At 43.3% G+C, this 20,130-nt stretch carries 15 protein-coding genes; 8 read left to right on the top strand and 7 right to left on the bottom strand.

Going from position 1 to position 20,130, the window contains the following annotated elements; genetic code table 11:
* Positions 1-104: 104 nt before the first annotated feature.
* Complete coding sequence (locus tag KFE98_17820; GenBank protein UTW61849.1) at positions 105-1,271, top strand: hypothetical protein; 1,167 nt, start codon at positions 105-107, stop codon at positions 1,269-1,271.
* A 38-nt stretch (positions 1,272-1,309) separates the two neighbouring features.
* Here KFE98_17820 and KFE98_17815 read toward each other — a convergent pair whose 3' ends face one another.
* The 5 genes from KFE98_17815 to KFE98_17795 all read right to left on the bottom strand — a co-directional run bounded on the left by KFE98_17815 (position 1,310) and on the right by KFE98_17795 (position 7,132).
* The gene (locus KFE98_17815) at positions 1,310-3,127 is read right to left on the bottom strand and encodes a T9SS type A sorting domain-containing protein (protein ID UTW61848.1); all 1,818 of its coding nucleotides are present in this window, start codon (positions 3,125-3,127) and stop codon (positions 1,310-1,312) included.
* A 174-nt stretch (positions 3,128-3,301) separates the two neighbouring features.
* Positions 3,302-5,122: a T9SS type A sorting domain-containing protein gene (locus KFE98_17810; protein ID UTW61847.1), complete on the bottom strand. Its 1,821-nt coding sequence runs from the start codon at positions 5,120-5,122 to the stop codon at positions 3,302-3,304.
* A gap of 250 nt (positions 5,123-5,372) precedes the next feature.
* Positions 5,373-6,089 (bottom strand): hypothetical protein, encoded by a 717-nt coding sequence (locus KFE98_17805; protein UTW61846.1) that lies wholly within the window; start codon positions 6,087-6,089, stop codon positions 5,373-5,375.
* Positions 6,090-6,259: 170 nt separating this feature from the next.
* Positions 6,260-6,679, bottom strand: coding sequence for a hypothetical protein (locus tag KFE98_17800; GenBank protein UTW61845.1), 420 nt, complete (start codon positions 6,677-6,679; stop codon positions 6,260-6,262).
* A gap of 24 nt (positions 6,680-6,703) precedes the next feature.
* Positions 6,704-7,132 carry a hypothetical protein gene (locus tag KFE98_17795; protein ID UTW61844.1) on the bottom strand — a complete coding sequence of 143 codons (429 nt, stop codon included), beginning with the start codon at positions 7,130-7,132 and terminating at the stop codon, positions 6,704-6,706.
* 510 nt (positions 7,133-7,642) lie between these two features.
* On the opposite strand from KFE98_17795, the gene KFE98_17790 reads away from it, so the two are divergent.
* The 4 genes from KFE98_17790 to KFE98_17775 all read left to right on the top strand — a co-directional run bounded on the left by KFE98_17790 (position 7,643) and on the right by KFE98_17775 (position 13,881).
* A complete protein-coding gene (locus tag KFE98_17790) occupies positions 7,643-9,073 on the top strand; it encodes a hypothetical protein (protein UTW61843.1) in 1,431 nt (476 codons plus the stop codon).
* Positions 9,074-9,174: 101 nt separating this feature from the next.
* Positions 9,175-12,774 carry a T9SS type A sorting domain-containing protein gene (locus KFE98_17785; GenBank protein ID UTW61842.1) on the top strand — a complete coding sequence of 1,200 codons (3,600 nt, stop codon included), beginning with the start codon at positions 9,175-9,177 and terminating at the stop codon, positions 12,772-12,774.
* A 178-nt stretch (positions 12,775-12,952) separates the two neighbouring features.
* Positions 12,953-13,492, top strand: a complete 540-nt coding sequence (locus KFE98_17780; protein ID UTW61841.1) for a LysM peptidoglycan-binding domain-containing protein — start codon at positions 12,953-12,955, stop codon at positions 13,490-13,492.
* Positions 13,493-13,581: 89 nt separating this feature from the next.
* The gene (locus KFE98_17775) at positions 13,582-13,881 is read left to right on the top strand and encodes a hypothetical protein (protein UTW61840.1); all 300 of its coding nucleotides are present in this window, start codon (positions 13,582-13,584) and stop codon (positions 13,879-13,881) included.
* 98 nt (positions 13,882-13,979) lie between these two features.
* Here the strand turns inward: KFE98_17775 and KFE98_17770 are convergent, their stop codons facing one another.
* Positions 13,980-14,924 carry a hypothetical protein gene (locus KFE98_17770; protein UTW61839.1) on the bottom strand — a complete coding sequence of 315 codons (945 nt, stop codon included), beginning with the start codon at positions 14,922-14,924 and terminating at the stop codon, positions 13,980-13,982.
* A gap of 112 nt (positions 14,925-15,036) precedes the next feature.
* On the opposite strand from KFE98_17770, the gene KFE98_17765 reads away from it, so the two are divergent.
* On the top strand, positions 15,037-15,813 hold the full coding sequence (locus tag KFE98_17765; GenBank protein UTW61838.1) for a hypothetical protein: 777 nt from the start codon (positions 15,037-15,039) through the stop codon (positions 15,811-15,813).
* Positions 15,814-16,855: 1,042 nt separating this feature from the next.
* Here the strand turns inward: KFE98_17765 and KFE98_17760 are convergent.
* Positions 16,856-17,290, bottom strand: a complete 435-nt coding sequence (locus KFE98_17760; GenBank protein ID UTW61837.1) for a hypothetical protein — start codon at positions 17,288-17,290, stop codon at positions 16,856-16,858.
* A gap of 138 nt (positions 17,291-17,428) precedes the next feature.
* Between KFE98_17760 and KFE98_17755 the strand changes: the two genes are divergently transcribed.
* Positions 17,429-19,336 carry a hypothetical protein gene (locus KFE98_17755; protein UTW61836.1) on the top strand — a complete coding sequence of 636 codons (1,908 nt, stop codon included), beginning with the start codon at positions 17,429-17,431 and terminating at the stop codon, positions 19,334-19,336.
* 177 nt (positions 19,337-19,513) lie between these two features.
* Positions 19,514-20,113 carry a JAB domain-containing protein gene (locus KFE98_17750; GenBank protein ID UTW61835.1) on the top strand — a complete coding sequence of 200 codons (600 nt, stop codon included), beginning with the start codon at positions 19,514-19,516 and terminating at the stop codon, positions 20,111-20,113.
* Positions 20,114-20,130: the final 17 nt, after the last annotated feature.

Genomic DNA, 20,130 nt, shown 5'->3' with positions numbered 1-20,130 from the left:
AACTAAAAGGGGCTTGATCCGATACCCATCGGAAGCTCCCTTTTTTTATGTCCATACTACCCAACAAAACGGACCGTTTACCAACAAACCGATAGCATCCAAGTATGAAAACACAGCTACTTATTTTAGCTTTATTGACCTGCTTATCCATTCAGGCCCAGGAAAAGGCGGTATCTAAGGCTAAGGATCACCTTAATCAATACCTGCTCAGCGCCAAAACTAAGCTTCTCCATAAAGCCCAAAAGAAACTCGATCAAGCTATTGAACATGAGGACACCAAGAATCAATTAGCTACCTGGTATTACCGTGCCCTGGTTTACCAAAAGATGATGGAAGACCAGGACTCCAACAAATTGGTCTGGGGAAAAGAAGCCATTCGTTCTGCCATTCAAGCCCGAGAACTGACAGATTCCTCAACTCAACTTTCAGCTGAACAGCTACTAAAGGATTTGGATAGCGTCACTTTTGAGATAGGTGTTCAACTATATTCATCTCAAGACTTTGCTAAAGCCCTAAGCTTTCATTTACTCGCAGAACAAGCACAACGAGCTATTGACGGCCTTGATAGTGCAGTTCTCTACAACATAGCTACCATGGCTCAAATGGCTAATGATAGCCTTACCGCTAGCCGTTACTTCCAGCTATGTATGGAAGGCCATTACCGCGGAGCAGATCCTTATGTTGGTTGGTCGAGTTGGCTGGTGGAACAAGGACATACCAAAGAAGCCAAAAGAATAGTGGACTTAGGCCGGGAATCCTTTCCTGAAAATCTTTCCTTAATCACCCAATTGGTCAATATTTACCTCAAAGAACAAAAGTGGGAAGAAGCCATTGAAGCCATCAACGTGACTATGGAACGGGATCCGGACAACGCTTTATTGTACTTCGCCCGTGGATCTTTATATGATGCATTAGGCAAGGCGGATCTGGCGGAGCAGGACTACTTAATTGCTGTGGAAATAGATTCCAATTACTTCGATGCCTACTTCAATCTAGCAGCCTTACACTTTAATCGGGGTGCCGAAATTATCTCAGGTTCAATTGAGGTTCCGGTTGATGATAACAAAACCTATCAGGAAATGACCAAACGGGGAAGAGATGAAATGGAACTTAGTTTACCCTACCTGGAAAAGGCTCATGCTCTTAGGCCAAAGGATAGAGCAACTTTGGTTTCGATGAGGCATGCCTACCAAAGGACTCAAAACTGGGAAAAGGTAGCTGAGGTAAAACGATTGCTCAAAGAACTGGACAAAGAAAACCCCACTGACTGAAAAGCGCAAACAGCCAGCAGGGTTTCTTAGTGTAGGTTTTAGTCCTTCACCACAAACTTGTGACGCTTCACAGCCTGTTTGGTTTGAACTTCAAAGAAATAAACTCCTGGATTCAATTCCGCTGGAAAGTCGATGGTCCCGTTGGTGTAGGAGTCGATATCCTGAAGCTGAATCAATTCCTTACCAGAAAGATCAAGTACTCGGGCACTTAGCAACTCATCGGTAAACTCAACTTGTAGCGTTTCTCCCTGTCTAACCGGATTAGGAAAGAGTTGAACATCCTCGGAGGCAACCCATTCTTCCGTTGACAAGGTGCCTCTTTTTCGTCCTTCAAAGTCGGGTAGAGGTTCCTGACATTTGGCTATAGATGCCTGGGGAGCAAAGGCCTGATCACCAGGAGTGGACTCAGGATTGTTGAAAGGAGGATTGATATCCACATTCTTGTAACGAGGAGTCACGCTGAAGTGATTGAGTGTAACCGAAGTCTGGTCACAGCCTGGAGATGGTCCGATCAACTTACCCGAACCATCAATTTCAAACAGATCGATGGCAATGGGAGATCCCAGACCATCTACACGATTGGCCACAAAGAAGTATCCATCGTCGGTGTTGGTAATCATGTCCGGATATTCAATAAAGGGCTCGTAACCGCCGTAAAAGGGCACTAATCGTGGATCGGTTTGACCGAAATTTTGAAGGTATGCCGGGTTGCTGTTGACCTGATAGTCATACATCCAGTTTACATTGCCTGATCCCTTGTCGATATTGGCCACAAAGGGATAATTCGTTCCGCTTCCATTGTGCTGAACACCAGCAACAATCAAGTTATCGGGATTGAATTGGTCTTCCAAAACGGTATGTGCCCAATGATGGGTTGTAGGTGAGTAGTATTCGCTGGTCCCAATAAGTCCTGTACTTGTGCTGTAATCGGCGAGGTGGAAGTTGTGCGTATTGGTGAAGTTTGACAGCAGGTAAACCCGACCATTGTCATGCACGGCATCCACACCCACATGGAAGTCATCGTTGCCACCTCCACAATTCTGGAAGATGCTAAATGGATTCTTCCAATTTAAGTTTCCATTGTAATCCAACATGGCACCCAATACAGCCTGTACTTGATAAGGCGTAGTCCAAAGGAACTGCTCGTCATCCACACTCCCGGTAATGAAATAGCCATCTCCAGGAACTTCGATCACCCGGTTACCCATAGGGTAGGTGTGGTAAGTGTTGTTTCCAGCAGAAGGACAATTGTCAACCGAATTGAATTGAACCGTCCAATTTTGATTCAACCCAGCATCGAGTTGCACCAAGTATCCATTTACCCGATTACTGGTCAGACTGAGCGGTCCTTCATCGGCAAAACCAGTGACTACTACATTGTCGTTCATATCCACCATTATGTCGAGACCATAACCGTGGCAGGTACCACTGGGGTAGAAGTTGTTGCAAACATCCAGCTGGCGAAAATTGACCATTCCGCCACTGCCATCAATTTCCAATACGTAAGGATATCGAAAGCCGCCATCGGTGAAATAACCGGTGAGCATAAAAGTTCCATTAGACCGGTGTTCCACCAATCCGTAGCAGCGCATATCCGGGCCACCACCCAGTAAATAACTTTGGGTCCATACCGGCGTTCCCGAAGGATCAATCTTGGTTACCCAAGCCTTAGAATTGGATGGATTAACCACCGCCGACGCTGAGATCAAATAGCCCGTACCATCACTGCAACGGACCACATTAGGGTTCAATAAGTTGGCCTGCGCATCATACAGGGTCAACCGGGGAATTTGTGCGAGTGCTCCAACCGATAAGGCAACGGCTGCGAACACGCTCATCATTCTTAATAAAATCATGCTTTTGAGAATTAAGGTTAATAATTGAATTGATGAGTAAAGTAAAGCGTATGTTCTGCGGTATATCCGCAGGAAAATTCCTTAACCCAGGATTAACCCTTGTCCTGTTCCCCCAAGAAAAAGCCCAGCCGGCTATAAGCCAGACTGGGCCATCAAATGCATGATGTGTTGTTTCTATTGATTCACAATAAATTGGGTTTTGAATACCTCGGTCTCGGTTTTCCCCTCCAAGAAATAGGTTCCCCTTTTGAGGTCGATGGGAAGTTTTAGGTAGCCTCCTTGTTCTGAGTTCAGATCGGACAAGACCTGCACCTCTTTTCCCGCAACATCAAGAATGCGAGCTGAAAGTAGGGGAGTGCTGATTCGAATAGTTAATTCAGAACCTGTATTAACCGGATTCGGATACAATTCAAGTTGGTCAGTGCCATTTTGTTCGTTCAATCCCAATAGCCCACCAGATCGCTTTGGAGAATAAGTAGGCAGCGGATCAATACAATCAATATAGGCCGGTGACTCAGGGTTATTGGCAATCATAACGGGATTGGGTGAGTTAGGAGTCGGTGTAAAGAAGGTAACCGGACGAGCGAAAAGCGGATCATTAATAGTGTCAACCTGCCGTTCATAAAAGCTGCAATTGCTCACCAATTCTTCCCCTCCGTTCCCCAATTCCAAAACTTCTATGGCAATGGGTAAACTGGGGTCATCCACCCGATTGGTAACCAGTATGTATCCGGCATTGTTGGAGTAGGTGATCATATCCGGATATTCGATAAAGGGCTGGTAAACCTTTTCGTAGGCAATGAGTCGGTCATCACCCTGTCCGTAATTCTGCAGGTAAGTAGGGAAACTGTTCACCAGATACTCGTTACTCCAATGCACTTCACCAGTAACTTTACTGATGCGAATGGTAAAGGGAATGTCAGGAGCTACATTGTCATGTCTTACTCCAGCAACTATTAAATAATTGGTATCGGCTCGATCTTGTAATACCGTATGAGCCCAATAGTTATCGGCTGGGATGATGGTTTTACTGAATTTCATAGTTCCCGTGGTGGCGTCCATAACCGACATATTAAAGGAGTGTGCATTACTAAAGTTTGAAAACAGGTACACATTATTATTATCGGCCCAGGCATCTACACCTACATGAAAATCATCACTACCACCAGAACAGGTTGGAAACAGGCTGTATGGGTTGGTCCAATGAATGTTACCGCCATTGTCCATATTGGCCGCTAATACCACTTGAGTTTGAAAGGGCCGGCCTTGTTCGAATTGTTCGTCTCCAACGCTACCCGTAATCAGGTAACGATCACCTGGTATTTGTACGGCCCGATTGGCCATAGGATATTGATTGGTGACATTGGCACTTGGTGAGCAGGTAATAAACGATTCGAACTTGCTAACCCAAGTTCCCTGCAATTGCCAATCCAGCTGTGCCACAATGCCGTATACAGCTAAACTTGACTGAGAAGGTGTTTGCGTTTGATCGGCAAAGCCAGAAACCACAACATGATTGCCAGCATCGATCATTAGATCCAAACCATAACCATGACATGGGCCTCCTGAATACACATTGCTGCAAAAATCCAGTTGAGCCATGTTTTTAATTACCCCATTAGGATCTGTTACCTCCAATACGTATGGAACTCGCATCCCAAATTGATCGGTAAAGTAACCGGTAAGCATAAAAGATTGATTCGCCTGATGCTCCACCAGACCATAGCAACGGGTATCTGTTCCGCTGCCCAATTGATAGGACTGAGACCAGACTACGCCTCCAAGGTTGTCAATTTTTGTGAGCCAGGCACGAGAAGTTAAGCTGTCCTTTACAGCAGATGCAGAAATAAGATAACCGGTGCTATCACTGCACCTAATCACATTCGGATTCATAAGGTTGTAACCGGATTCGACCAGAGTAGTTCGTGACATTTGGCCGAAGGATGTATAGGACATTAATAGCCCTAACAGGAATAAGGTAGTTTCCCTTTTCATAAGATCAAAAGATTTAGTTATTAATTGGTTCTTAAGCGATTAATGAGTTGGGTAAACGCCGAAGAATTCTTTATCAAACTTGAATTTAGGGCTATACTGAAAGAATAATTTCGAGGTTTTTATCGCCTGTGGAGAATTGTTTGTGAGTTGTAGGATTTTTGTTGCCGGCAAAAAAGCAAAGTTGCCTTAAGTCCAATAAGGCTTAATAGATCAATGGAAAGGGTTGGGGATGGTAGTAACTGAAAAGATTCTAACTCGCCATGCTATGGGAGTAGCTATCGAGAACGAAATTGCGAACAATGTTTTGTAGTTCGCCATTCTCAAACAAGCTTTTCATGATGGTAGGCCCACCAAATGGGTAACCATGCAGGTAGAAGTTGCTAAAGTTCATACGGGAGGCATGAACGCTATCCAGGTGATTGGTGCAATCCCAATACATGTGAAAGTTGGTATTGGTGCTGCGGTTTTCGCGGAAGTACTTTTTCAAATCCAGAAAGTCGGAAGCATTAGGATTTAACCGACGAATGTAATTTTTCCAGCGACCATCCAAATGGGTCAAACGATTCCATCCATTCAAAAAAGACTGGCTAGAGAAAGCATGAACTTCATCTACCTTGAGCATGTTGCCATATAGCATAGCCGCATATCCGCCGAAAGTACTTCCAATGAATATCGTCTTAGATGGATTGAATCGGCTAATCAGTTTTTTTAGGTAAAAAAGAGTCTCAGAAGGACCATTGCTAACTCCGGGAATACCATTGAGATACCAGCTATGCTCGAAGTCACGGATGAAAACCTTGGTTACCGGAAAAGTATCCAAAGAGCGCATATAATCAGTGATCGGGAATGACAGGTTTGTTTCCTTACCCCCAAAGGTGACAACCAAAATGCGGGCATCAATTTGTTCATCGATCAAAACGGAGTAGCGTTTGTTCTCCAAGTTCTTTTGATTGAATCTTCCTTCCATGATTACTCTAAGAAACGTCTGTTTTTTCGGTTCATTGCCCGCGGATTTCAGTCCATTTTCGGGCGGTTCTCATTAAAAAGAACGGATGATCTTGGAAAGAGTTGGGGAAAAGAAGTTAAAAAAAGGAAAGGATGGATAAGCGGTCAATCTGCTCGATAAATCGGTCGGGTCTAGCGAATTCGAATATGGATGGGCGTAACCAACTTAACCGCTACTTTTTTGCCTTCATGTTTGCCCGGATTCCATGGAGGCATATCCTCGAAAGTTTGGGTCATTAGCGAATCCATGCAAGGGGATGCACCTCGTATCACATCTACATTTACCACCTGGCCTAAGGTGTCTACAATAAAGGAAACGTAGATTTTGTTCAAGTAGTCATTTGTGTCGCATTCGGCGTTGACCGTTAAGCTATTGATTAGGTAGCGGCTGAGGGAGTCTGCTCCATGCGCAAATTCGGGCATCTGATCTACGGTTTGATAAACCTCAGAATCTTCAGGAGAGTTGGACTGAGCCCAGGTTTGAGACGGAACAAAACCCAATAGCACGATGCACAGCGAAAAGAGGATTGTTATTTGATTTAAACGATTCATAAGAGCTCCAAATCCAGGCAAAAATTAGATCAGGTAGACCAACCAATAAAAACCACCAACACCACCCAGAATGACGTATCGGATCATCAATTTACCCATGTCCGGCATAACATGGTTTCGAATACGAGGAACTCCAAGTAGGCTAACCTGAACGATAAGAGCTATCATGCCAATATTCAGGATCATTGAATAACCAGGGTAGAGCATCGTTCTAAAGAGTAGACCCATCATGAGCAAGGAAGTCGAAATACCTCCAATGATGTCAAATATTTTGAGAAGCTTGGGAGCATCCTCAGAGCGTAAATTGTACTGAGAGGTGAGCATGAAATAAGAAGATAGGCTACAGGACCAAAGAATAAGCACCACTGCTGGTATCCATTCACCCACCGTAGAATACCAAACAAGCAACCAAATAAAGAGGTAAGCCGATTCGTATCGACCTATCTTTTGCAATATTTTAATGATAAAATTTGGCATTTTGGTTCGAACGAAAATACACAATATCCGGTTCGAAAAACGATGGAAATTCTCCTTTTGATAAAAAGAAATCGTCCCCTAATTGATTCAGAAGACCCAGTCATAAATCCCGTGACAATCAGCTGATCCGTAGGTAGTAAAGGCCCGGAATAATCCGTACATTGTGGCTGCAAAATCAGAACCCAATTATTGTTTTCCTCACTGACAACCCTTGAAAAGACTATGAAATTTGTTTTCCTATTCGCCTTGGACTTGCACTCATTTTTCATCACCAATCACACCCATTCTCTTAGTAATCGGCTATTTGCTGTAGCTCGGCAAATGTTACCAGCTCCACCCGGGTGTGGCGGGCTAACCAGCTGATTATTACACCCGAATTTCTCGGGGCTTGGGAGCACCCTATACTTTCAAGTCATTTTTCCTGAACGACTTTATCCAAACCCTATCGTGCCTGGGTTAATAGGCGCTTAAACTAAATTTTCACCTATGTATTATCTATTATCATGGAGGAGATGGCTCTCCTTTTTGGTCCTGCTCATTTTGGGCGGACTTCCTCTAATTTCACAAGCTCAAACCAGCTGTGGAACGTCAGAAGCACATCGTTTTCGAATGTTGCATGATGCCGAATTCCGGCAACAAATTCACCAACTTGAAGAGCAAATGGCTCGACTGCAACAAACCGGTAGTCGAAGTGCAGTTAATGGCATTTACCGAATTCCTGTGGTGTTTCACATTATCACCAATCCAATAAACCTTACAGGCAATTATTCCTCTCCGGAATACGAAATGTATACTAAGTATAACAACGGCTGGAGCCGAATTCAAGACCAATTGGATCGATTGAACGATGAATTTGCCAGCAGCAACATTCAGTTTTGCCTGGCTCAAAAAGCTCCAGAATCTTACCAAGGAGTAGCCGGTGTTCCGGGCAGCTGGCAAGAGCTTTCCGATGGAATTAACCCTTCTTTTACCTCGGTAGGGGTAACCTATACCGTTCACAACTCCCTGGGTAATTTCCAAGCAAGCGATGCAGTTCAGGTTGCTGCTATGGAGGCAATACTGCCTTTTAACCAACCTCAAGAAAACCATTACCTGGACATCTATGTGGTGGATCAGGTTATCAATGTTTCTTATCAAAGTGTTGGAGGAGAGTCTTCCTATGGCGTAGGTTATCCTTTTGATGACGTGACCGTTATTTCCGGTAGCGTTGGAAATGAAGATGTCAATCCGGGTGCCTATTCCTTAACACCTGGTGCTACTCAAGGAAAACTCTTGGTACATGAAGTGGGGCACTGGCTCTTGCTTAAGCACGTTTTCGAAGTAGATGAAGAGTGTAATGCGACGGCCGTGGGCATGACCGGTGACCACCTTCCGGGAACCCCATCTCAACAGGAATCTCACATGAATTACCCGGGAACTCCACCAGCTGGAATAGGCTCCGGTATAACGAGTTGCAACGGTTCCAGTCCCTTGTACTTTAACAACCACATGGATTACACCAGCGACATCAACAAGATTACCATCAATGGAGTAAAGTCCTTTGTGACCGATCAAAACAACCGGATGAACAATTTTGCGGGTGTGGCTCGAACTCAATGGTTTTCCGTACTCAATCGGATTCAAACAGGTATTGAGACCACCGGATGTATTCCGAATTACACGCCTCAGAATTTTACCGCTGAGTTTACTGCTGATCGGTTAACCCTTTGTGCCGGAGAAGAGGTATCCTTCTCTGGAATGGGAATTGACCATTTACCAGCAAATAGCCAAATCACAGGTTGGACCTTTACCTTCACTGAAACCAGCGGAGCTACTAGTGCCCAAACGGTTAACTATGGTGGAAACTATCCTGTAACATTTACCTTGTCTACAGGGGAAGCTACATCCCTGGTACCTACACGGTATCTCTTACTGTAAATTACCTGGAAAATGGAGTCGCCGGAAGTACCAACTACACCCTTCCTCAAACCCTGACAATTGAAGATTGTTCGGCTTCCAATGTCCGATTTGTTAAAGCAATGGAATATGCGGGATCCCACATTTCAGATTTATCCATTGTGAGCACCGGGCAAGGAGATGGATACATTATTGCCGGTACAGAGAACTTATCTCAAGCTCAAAAGCACATCGTGGTGTTTAAGGTAGACCTAATGGGGAATATGGTATGGCAATGGCGATTTGATGATCCCAATGGGACCAAAAATGCTCGTGCCTTTGATATCATTCGTCGTCAAGGACAGGGAGATACCTACATCATTACCGGGTATTGTAACAGTACAGCAGGATACAAGCAAGTACTGGCGCTGGAAATCATAGATCAGGGAAACAGTTGTATGCAGGGGCCCAACACCGTTCAAATACCAGTACAATCCTCGGATGCTTTTACCGGGTTTCCTTTAAGAAATGCAGTAGGAGTTGAAATCATTAATACCCAGGACGGTGGATTTGCTATTGCGGGAGCCGTAGCCATAGACTTTGACGATGCTTCCTCCAAGAAGCAGCTCCTTATCAAACTGAAGGGGAACCTGCAAATGGACTGGATAGAGGAGTTTGACTTTTCCCAATTTGGCGATCAAAACGATTTCGACTTCGCCAATTCTGTAGTGGAAATGACCAATTACACTTCGCCAAGCAATCCATCCAATTTTGTATCCGCCTACTACCTGGCTGGATCGAAGTCCAAGCGAACGGTTTCACAACTCCAAGGAGCTTCCGGATTGATTGTAGAAGACAATATGAACTACAGAACGACCTTATCCATAGCCAACGCTTGGGGCGCACCTTCGCCTACGAATGATTATAGCACCGATCTGTTTTATGATCCTGTTGAAAACCGGGTTTACCAAAAGATCTTTACCAAGTTTTCGCACGGCACCATGATCGCTAAAATCGATCCTACAAGTGGCGATTTGACGCATTACTATGAATCCAACTTGCTCAACCATGGAAACGAGTACTACGGTTCCAAGCTTATTGAAAGTACCGACGGGCAAGACTTTGTACTCACTGGACACGCCAACCTTTATCCCACGGCAATGAAAGTAGGGCGGAGCAATTGGCCGCAGTTAGGTACCGTTGGCACCGGCATACTTCAGGATATTGATATGCGTCAATACACCTCGGTTACTTTGGACAATCCATCGGTAATCGGTCCGGATTTCCCTTCGCATCCACCATTTTTCTCGGGTAATCAGAATCACTTCTTTTATGTACCTAAACACATTTGTGTGAGTCCGAACGGAGGGTACATGTACGTTATTCCGGGAGAAGAGAGTCAGGGTACAAGTATCAATCTTCTAAAGCTGGATGAAAAACTGATTACCGGTTGTGAGAACTTCAGCTCTATGAGCCCGAATAACCAGTTTTCTCCTGTGACCAAAAACGATCCTTACACCAATGACCCTATTGCGGTGAACGCCTCCAAGTTTGCCATGAAGAGCAAAACGGCCAGCGACGCCCCATGTAGCGATTTTTGTTTTGGCGACTTTACCCTGGAGGCCTGCGAAGATGCCACCGGTAATGGTGTATTTAACCTCACTAGTTCCATGGCCGATTTGCTCGGTTCGGGATATACCATCCAATGGTTTCAAGATGCGGCTATGACACAGGCCATTACTAATCCAGCTGCCTATACTGCCGCCAACGGCACCCAAGTTTTTGCTCATATGGTCACACCTGATGGATGTACCCACTTGGTTACGGTAACACTCGAATTGATTCCAGTACCCACTTTTGGTCCACTTACCATTCAGGCCGATGGATCAGGGATATACAACCTGAATTCCATCATCCTACAGTATACCAGTGCGGGCCAACAAGTACAATGGTTTTACGATGCTGCCATGAATCAGCCCATTGACGAGCCTTGGCAATTTGCTTCATCCGGAAGTATTACCATCTACCTTTCGGTGGTGTCTCCAGCGGGCTGTGAGTATCAAACATCTGCCACCTTGGTCTGTGATGATGTAACCGGAAGCGGCTACTGGCCTAAACAATCGATAGGAGGGGAGGCAGAAGCCATCACCGATATCGAAATGGACGCTAATGGAAACGCCTACATTACGGGATACTACTACAGCGACTTTGACCTGATGGGCACCACGGTAGAGTACAACGGTCAAACCGGGGGTAAGCAATTCTTTCTGGCCAAGCTCAATGGTTGTGCTATAGAGTGGGTTAAAGTGAACCTCGATCCAGGTCCTTCCAGCGGTTTGGGACTGGCAATAGCTCCTAATGGCTCCGTCTATGTAACCGGAACCTATGGAGACAAAATAGACTTTGACAACGGAGTTTCATTAACCAGCCAGGGAAACAATTTTCCAGGTTACGGATTCATTGCGCATTACAGCGCATCTGGGGTTTGCCAGTGGGCCAAGCCTATGATTCTGATGGATTATGAAGTGTTTCCGGAAGAAGTGGTGGTTGACTACGGGGGCAACAACGTGTACGTGGCAGGATATCGCTATTCGATGGGTTTTAACCACAATCAATACTTTGTACAAGCCTACGATCAAAATGGAGCCCAACAGTGGACTGTAGATGACCCGAACGGCCCCGGCGCACCATCCAGCCGTGCCATTGACATTGATATGGACAACAACGGCAACCTGGTGATAGCAGGAGGGATGTATACTCCAGGAACGCTGAACATTGGTGGAGTAAACATTACATCTGGAACTTCCAACGAAGGGTTTGTATTCATTCTTGATCCAGGAGGAATGTTCCAAACTTTGGCTAAGAACAACTTCTGGCCTGAAGGATTGGCTTGTGATGCCAGCGGACATACCTACGTAACCGGATCGCACAATGGAAGTGGATTTATGTTTAATGGTACCGCACAATTTGGCCCTGTATTCCTAGCCAAGTTCGGTTCAGGTCTAAACGAAATATGGGCCACAACAGCCACTACCACAGCCGTTCCAGGAAACAGCCTAATTCATGCCGGTCATGATGTCAAACTAAATGCTTCAGGTGAACCTATGATTACGGGTAAATACAGCTGGAACCTGACCTTCAGCGGTGTACCTACATTGACTGCAACCAGCACGCAAAGTGCCAACATTAACTACTTTGTCGCTAAGTATGCTACGAACGGTAGCTTGAGCTGGGTCATGAATACACCTACACCAGATTTCGATTCTCCTGGACGCTTAAGCCCCAAGGTGAGTATGGCCTTTGATGGTAGTACTGGATTGTCGTTCATTGCTGGTCGTTTCTCCCAGAGCATCACGTTTGGTAGCAACAGTACGATGTTTGCCAGTGGACCAGATCTATTTATCACCCGGGTTTACGATCAAAACACATCAGGCAGTTACCAAAAGACTTCAGAGAATGCTTTGGAGCTTGAGGAACAAGAGAATCAAGCCCAAGGTCAGCTGCTGATCTATCCGAATCCGGGTACCGGACAGTTTCAGCTGTTGTGGCCAGAAGAAGCAGGTGAATTTGAATACGCCATTCTATACGATATCCGAGGAAAAAGGGTAGAGGTGCCCTTTTCTTCTAAAACGTCGAAAAATGAGGCTCAAATCGATGTATCGAATCTTCCTAACGGGGTTTATTACCTTCAGTTAACGGGAAGTGAGCAACTGTATCAGGAGAAGTTGATTCTTCAACGATAAGTTATTCTTACGAGATACAAGAAAAGCGGGTTTCCAGCAAGGGACCCGCTTTTTTTATGGGGTAAATCGACCGTTTCATGAAACTTCATTAAACGACTGAAAATGAGAAATAAACAGGCTCTAAAATTTGCTTTTCTGCTCAAAAATGATAAATTTAGTAAGTCTAAAACTCAGCGTTATGGAATGTCCAGTTTGCCAACACCAGCATGTGGCGGAGGACGCCACCCATTGCCCTGAATGCAATTCCGAGCTATCAGGGTTTGAATTTATTAAACAATCAAAAAGCGAAAGAAGGATTCGAAAGAGGTATCTATTTTCCCTTTCCGGTATCGCCATTTTGTTATTCTCTGGTTGGGTCGTTAGTTCAACGATTCCAGAAGGAACAGAAAGGCAGGAATTGGAAACTCAGGTAACCGGCCCGACCTCCGAAGAAATCCTTGAGGCTAAAATCGAGGAACTACGAACGACCATCTCCGAGCAGCAAAAGGAAATTGAGCGCTTGGAAACAGTGGTTCACGACTATCAGGCCTTGGATCTGGAAATGCAGGAGGGAGATAACAACTACTCCGTTCATGTGGTTAAGGAAGGGGAATCTCTTTGGAGTATCTCCGAAATGTACCACGGGCATGGCCATGAACATGACAACATTGCGGACCACAATGAGGTAAACAATCCCCACCACATTAAACCCGGGGACACAGTGGTTATCAAACATTAGCATTATGAATCTTTCATTTTCAAGTTCAGCCTTCGATCTAGCCCTTCGTTGGAGGTTGAATTTGAAAATGATAAATTGACCATTAGAACATGGATCCTATCGAACAAATCAAAGAATCGCACATACACTCCCTACAGGAAATAGTGGAGCTAAAAGCGAAAATTGCCAAGTTGGATGAACGCAATCACAACATGAAAAATCTGCTGGCCCATTGCAGCGAAGAAAAGCACGAATACATGGCTCGTTTGGTGGAGAAAAAGCAGGAAATAGGTGACCTGAACTCGGAATTACACGGAGTAGAAGATTTGGTTATCGAACTAAGAAAAGAAAACAAAAAGCTTAAAAAAGAACTTGAGGACTTAAAATCAAGCTCGGAGGAAGCCTCTTAATACCCCATATATCTGCATATGAAGTTTGGTCCTGCGCGATCCCCCGATTGCCACAGGAACCCATCCAATCCCGGTTAACCCCGGGATTTTTTTTTGATTCACGGGTCCATGGCCTTTTTGATAAAGGTCTCCTTATTAAGCAATCGAGTACGTGAGCAGTCACAATCGATAGCCATATCGCTATCCGGAAAAACCTCATGGTAGAGTTGAGCTCTAAGCATTAGAGTAAGCGACTGACCATTCAGGGTATCCGGCAACTCCTGCCACCTCGAATTGCTGAGAAATAGATAGGTATTTAACCAGGGATCGTGCAATGGGGGCCTCCAACCGTCGTACAAACACAGCTGAGTGTGGTAGATGAAATGAGCGCCCAGGAGCCGTTCCATAGCATATTTTTTGGGAGGCGGATAAAACCGATGAAGCTCCTGAAAATCCTTAGTAGTACGAGCGTACTGCAAATCCGATTGAACGCTACCCAACAAGAGAACAAAGAATAGAGCCAAGGCTGGAGGGATTCCCATCCCTAACCAAAAGAAGAAACGCTCCGACCTGAGGTGTTTGTATTTCTTATACCGCAATTGGCAAACGTGAATAAAGAGCATCCACATGTAGGGAATAAGGCCAATTCCCCAAACCAAAATTCCTAAGGTAATGAGAACAAATGGAGCGATACCGTCAAAGCTGGCTGCAAAGCCCAAGGAGTAGATTAAAATCCAGATAAAACAACCATGCAGGAGCAACCCGATTCTTCGAAACCAGGGAATGTGTTCCATAAAGGGAAAGAGCAAAAAAGCAATCGTCACCACAAGGAGTACCCAACTTGCCCAAGAAACCGGAATGCAAAAGTGTTGATCCCAGAAATTGGCCCAGATCATAAACAAGATGAGCACCAAATAAATGAGCGAGGTAACCTTTGTCGGAATTCGATTTAAACGCCCAATTAGGGCTCTATAAGCGCTTAGAATCATAGGGTGGTAGCCTTTTTTGGAGAGACTAACCAAGAGCCCGTTAAAATATTGCCTGGCCGACTCAACAATGATCAACCGGCTGAAATTAAGGTATTTGATTTTTGGCAGGAGAGAAGCCGCATACCCACTCCGAGATGCATTTTGATTAAATTAGTAAGGATCATTCCCCAAAACAAGCATCACCTTTATGAAAATTGCGAAGAGTTTTTTCTCCATAATCAATTACAAAACCCTACTAATGGTCGTGGTTTCACTGTTGTCCTCATACGCCTGCGTTCACTATGAAATCAAAGCCGAATTTCCGTTTTACCTGATTAGTATCGCCATCGTATTTCCCATAGTATTTAGCATCGATAGTGCTTATAAACGTCGGGAACATGCTCTTCAGTTTTACGCAGATTTAAAAGGACACGCCATATCCTATTATTTGGGAATAAGAGATTGGTTAGGAGACAAATCGCCAGATGATGTGGAAAAAGTAAGGGGAGAGCTCAACCAACTTTTTGTGGAGATAAGCCGAAACTTTATGAAAAAGCCCGAAGAGGCCAAATCATCCGAGTTTGCCATCTATGAAGCCATGTCGCAACTATCCACTCATATCGAGGGCTATCGAGCCTTAGGCCTGGGTGGAAGCGAATTATCCAGACTGCATCAATACGTGAGCAAGATGCTTATCAGTTATGGAATAGTTCGCAACATTTTCTTTTACCGTACACCGGTAACGTTGCGAGCTTACAGTAAAATTTTCATCTATTTTTTCCCCATTCTATACGGACCATACTCGGCCAGCACGTATTCCGATTTTTCCCATCCGTTCATGACCTACATCATCGCCGTGTTGTACAGTACCATTTTGGTAAGCCTCGACAATCTTCAAGAGCATTTGGAGAATCCCTTTGACCAGATAGGTGAGGATGACATTCAATTTGAGGTGGATGAATTGAAGGTGATTCTTTCTAAATAATTCTCAAACAGCTCTGATCGATTCCCAAGTCAAATGATCGTTGGCGAATTGGTTTCTGAAATTCTTTTCGCTGGTTTTAATTCTAAGCTGGCCATGTGGTTTTGTTTTTTTCATCCATGAATTACGGGCGTTAAATTCTGATTTTATCCCTGTTATAATTGAAGAGGATTGTAGATCGTTTTGTTTTGATAGAAATTCACAAAACCCACAAACAGCTGTACACCAGGGCATAAGATTAAATATTCTATTTAACATAATATTAATTATAGGACAAAGGGGCTGAATTATTGACTCTGCCAGTATATAGGATTTGTGGCCGCCACGCGGTTAACATAAAATCAGTTCTCGGACTTTAGTTCGATAACGGCAATGATTTTATGTTAAAACAAATCCGGTTTTAAATCGGAGCCTTTTGTCAACTATAATGGATACTATGCTAAATAGCGTTTCGCTATAAATAGAATTTTCCCAGCCGCACATCTGAATTTTAAAATCTCGTCAACCAATATGGTTGTCCTATAATTAGTCGCTATGTTAAATTGCCGTACACCAACGCTATTGGTTTATAAAATCATTTGGCTGCGATAACCAAATATTTTAAGGCACCAATCCAGCCTCCTCGGCCTGCGCTAAATTATATCTGCACGAGAATTCGATATTTCGTTTTGATTCAGGGATTCGTACAGAATACTCAAAATTTGAGATCGTAGGTTTTGGCTGTTATGGCCGGTAGATCGGTTTAAATGATTCTGAGCGATTCTCAGAAAGATTTATTTAATGTTGGTTGGTTTTTGGTTCGTTTAAGTTGGCTGCTCTTGTGATTCTGCCTAGCGGCACGCCTGATTATTCTAAAGCTTGTGGAAGTGCATTTCTTTTGTCTTGATACAAAAGAAACGAACCAAAGAAAAAATCAAGGACGAAAAAATGCTCGGCCCGCAGCCCGCTTGCAGCGACCTTATCCAGCGCACGCCCGCCATTTTCGCCCGGGCCAACGCGCTCCTTTTAGATTTCTACTTAACATAATATTTTCGTCTCTGGAAATTCAGATTAGGTGCTTAATCTGATGTTCTAAGGCGTATTGACATAGTTCCTGGATTCCGTTGGTAAATACCCGAATCTCCCAGTTGCTGGCGAATGTGTGTGGTTCGATGTCGTGGTTTTTGAAGATCTGGGTTTCGGTTTCAAATACCGTTATTGGAATCAGATAAATGACGGGTTTCATATCGTCCATTGTTAATATCAGCGCAATCCAGAGGTTTTGGGCTTGTTCATGGGGGAAGTTGGTTTTGTGGATTTTGAGGAAGCGTTGTTGGGTTAAATCAAGCGGTTCGACAGTCAGGTATTTCACTGCATTATCACTACCCTTTATTTGGAGGTTTACTCCCCCACTCTCTTTGTCGATTACCTCAAATGGAATGGAATGAGCTTCTAATCTTTCAATGACTAAATCGGTGAAATGGGTGTTTAGTTCTGGCATTTTTTGTGTTGTTGGTTGTCACTCTAAAATAAGCATTTGAATTTAAAAAAGTTAACACATTACCTTATTAGTCAGTGTGCAAGAATTTGCGAAACAGATTAGTTTTATATAACTCTTTCAATCTTAAATTCTTTTTAAATGCACTACATTGAGATTCCTGAAGAAATTCGCGAAAATTATAGACATGCTATAAACGAAGCCCGTAAAGACAGACCCCGATATTTAGAGTGGATTCAGGCAGAAATTGGAACTCTAATCTCCCTCATAAATCAATACGACAAACATTATGTTCTTGGGGCGTTAGGGTCTAAACTAATCAAATCGACTCCTACCCTATACAGTACTTTTCTTCAAGCAAATACAGACAGCTCCCCGCAGAGGATTGATGAAGATAGTATTGAAGAAGACGATGAGATTGAAACACTTCTCGAATATGCCATGAGCATTTCCCTTGCTTCTGGCAACAACAATGCAAATTTGATTCCTACCGAGGCTGATCTCGAGTCAATATTTAACCAACTATCAAAGATCAAAACTAACGTCAATTTCTGGGAAATTTCCGCAGAGATACCTAAAGATGGTGATCAATTTGACCATTGGCTCAGAACAAGTATCATGACCGATACAATGAACGTTAGAGGAAACGGTTATCAAATCCATATAATGGAGGTTTTTAAAGAAGTTTTCACACCACATGACGGATTCCTAATTCAATATTATGGATTTGGTAGCAACGATATATTGCAAACCATATTGAAACTCGACAATCTCGTTTATTCAAAAGTTGGAAACCCTTTTGGTGCTACTCAATCCCATGAAAGACTTAAAAGATGGATGGAAAATGTAGGTGAAGCCGAAGTGCAAAGAAAAATGATCGAAACGGGTATGCATTTCATTCAACAGTTCACTCAAGCTAATCCAGATCTTTATGATCCTGAATCACCAAATCAAGTCACTAGCCACAGTCTGGATAGAATTGCCAGTTTTAAGACAATATTTTGGGTAATCCCTGAAACCGACACCGAGTTGAAAATTTTTGATAGAATTTCTTGTGAATTTGATGAGAACCAGAACTTTCTTACCCCCCCTAAATTCAAAGCATTCCCTCTAAATGACTCAATAATAAAGCTCAAACCACTAATAAAGGATGAGGGCAGATATTATCATTACTCTATGTCTTTACCTTTTAGAAACCTGTTTGGAATTGTGGAAGGAATGATCAAAGATGCCGATTCAGTTTATTATGAACATAGTTATAAGGGAAACTCAAACCAAAACTCAAGAGATAATTACTTAGAGAGAAAAGTAAAATCACTATTCGAAAAGATTGCTCCAACGGCTAATTTCTATCATTCATTGAAGTATGATTTTATTGATAATGGCCAGCTAAAATCAACAGAATTGGATATTCTCGGCGTATCAAATGACACCGTTTATATCGTAGAAGTAAAAGCTGGAGAACTTAACACCAAGCAGCGTAGAGGCGCATTAAAAGGTCTAAAGGATCGAATTTCGGAAACAATTGGTGAAGGGTCTTATCAATGCCATAGAGCTTTAGGATATATTCAAGAAAATCAATCAGCTAACTTCAGCTATACTGAAGACGGTGTTGGAAAACAGCTTACAATAGACAAAAGCAAGATCAAGAATTATCATAAAATCTCGGTAACACTTGAGCACTTTTCAGCAATATCAGCTAACCTAAAATACCTGGTTAATGCGGGATTAATTGACCCTGCTTATAAATGGAGTTGGATTGTTTCACTTTATGATCTAATGGTCTTTGCCGAACTCATTGAAAGTGAAGAGGATTTCAAGGATTACCTTTCCCATAGGTTAGCATTATATGAAAGGAATGACATCACATTTTCCGATGAAATTGATATGCTCGGATTTTTCTTAGAAGGAAAATTCCCTCTTGGTGATGAAAAAGAGAACCAACATATAAGCATTGTGAATTATAAACGAAACATAGATAACTACTACGATAATAGGACCGTTGGATTGCCAAATGCGGTTAAGCCTAAGAAAAAACGAATCTCTTAATTAGCATAAAAAAAGCCTTTTGTAATGGTCTGCTCTTTAACAGAAATGTGATCTGAAAGTTCTTTGCCAATCATTGTAGCAATCCTTTGATATACTTGGGTTTCGTGCCGAATTTCCGTATTTTAGTTACTATATTTTCAACCGAAACTAATTTCATTCAATCAACCTATATTTGCTATGAATGTACGCTTAACCTTAACTCAAAAAACTAAGATTCTGAACTCAGACGACATCTACAAAATCATGCAGCAAGTCCTGTTGCGTGAAAACAAAATCCGGCGTAACCAGGAACACTTTTGGGTGGTTGGTTTGGATAACAAGAACAAGGTCTTGTTTATCGAGCTAATTGGTTTGGGTGCGGTGAATCGTGTCAATGCAGATCCACCTGATATTTTTAGGATGGCGATCTACAAATTGGCGGTTAAGTTGATTCTGGTTCATAATCATCCTTCGGGCGAGGTCTCCCCTTCCCGATCGGATTTGGATTTTACGGATAAGATCATCAAGGTTGGTCGGTTGTTGAATGTGGAGGTGATTGATCATTTGATTATTTCGGAGAAGGCATTCTTGAGTTTGGCTGATGAAGGTGAAATTGATCGGTTGCAGAAATCCGGGAAGTTTGAGATTGTGGATGCTGCGAAAGCAGAACTCAAAGAATGGAAACTTCAAATTGAGCGTGAGCGCGGTGAGAAAAATAAGGCTATCGAAGTCGGTAAGAAAATGAAGGCCGAAGGATTTGATGAGCAGATGATTAAGAAAATGACGGGTTGTATTTGAGTGAGATTCGGAAGTTG

Source organism: bacterium SCSIO 12741 (genome assembly GCA_024398055.1).
Classification (GTDB): Bacteria; Bacteroidota; Bacteroidia; order Flavobacteriales_G; family Salibacteraceae; genus SCSIO-12741.
This window is presented reverse-complemented; position numbering and strand designations above follow the sequence as displayed.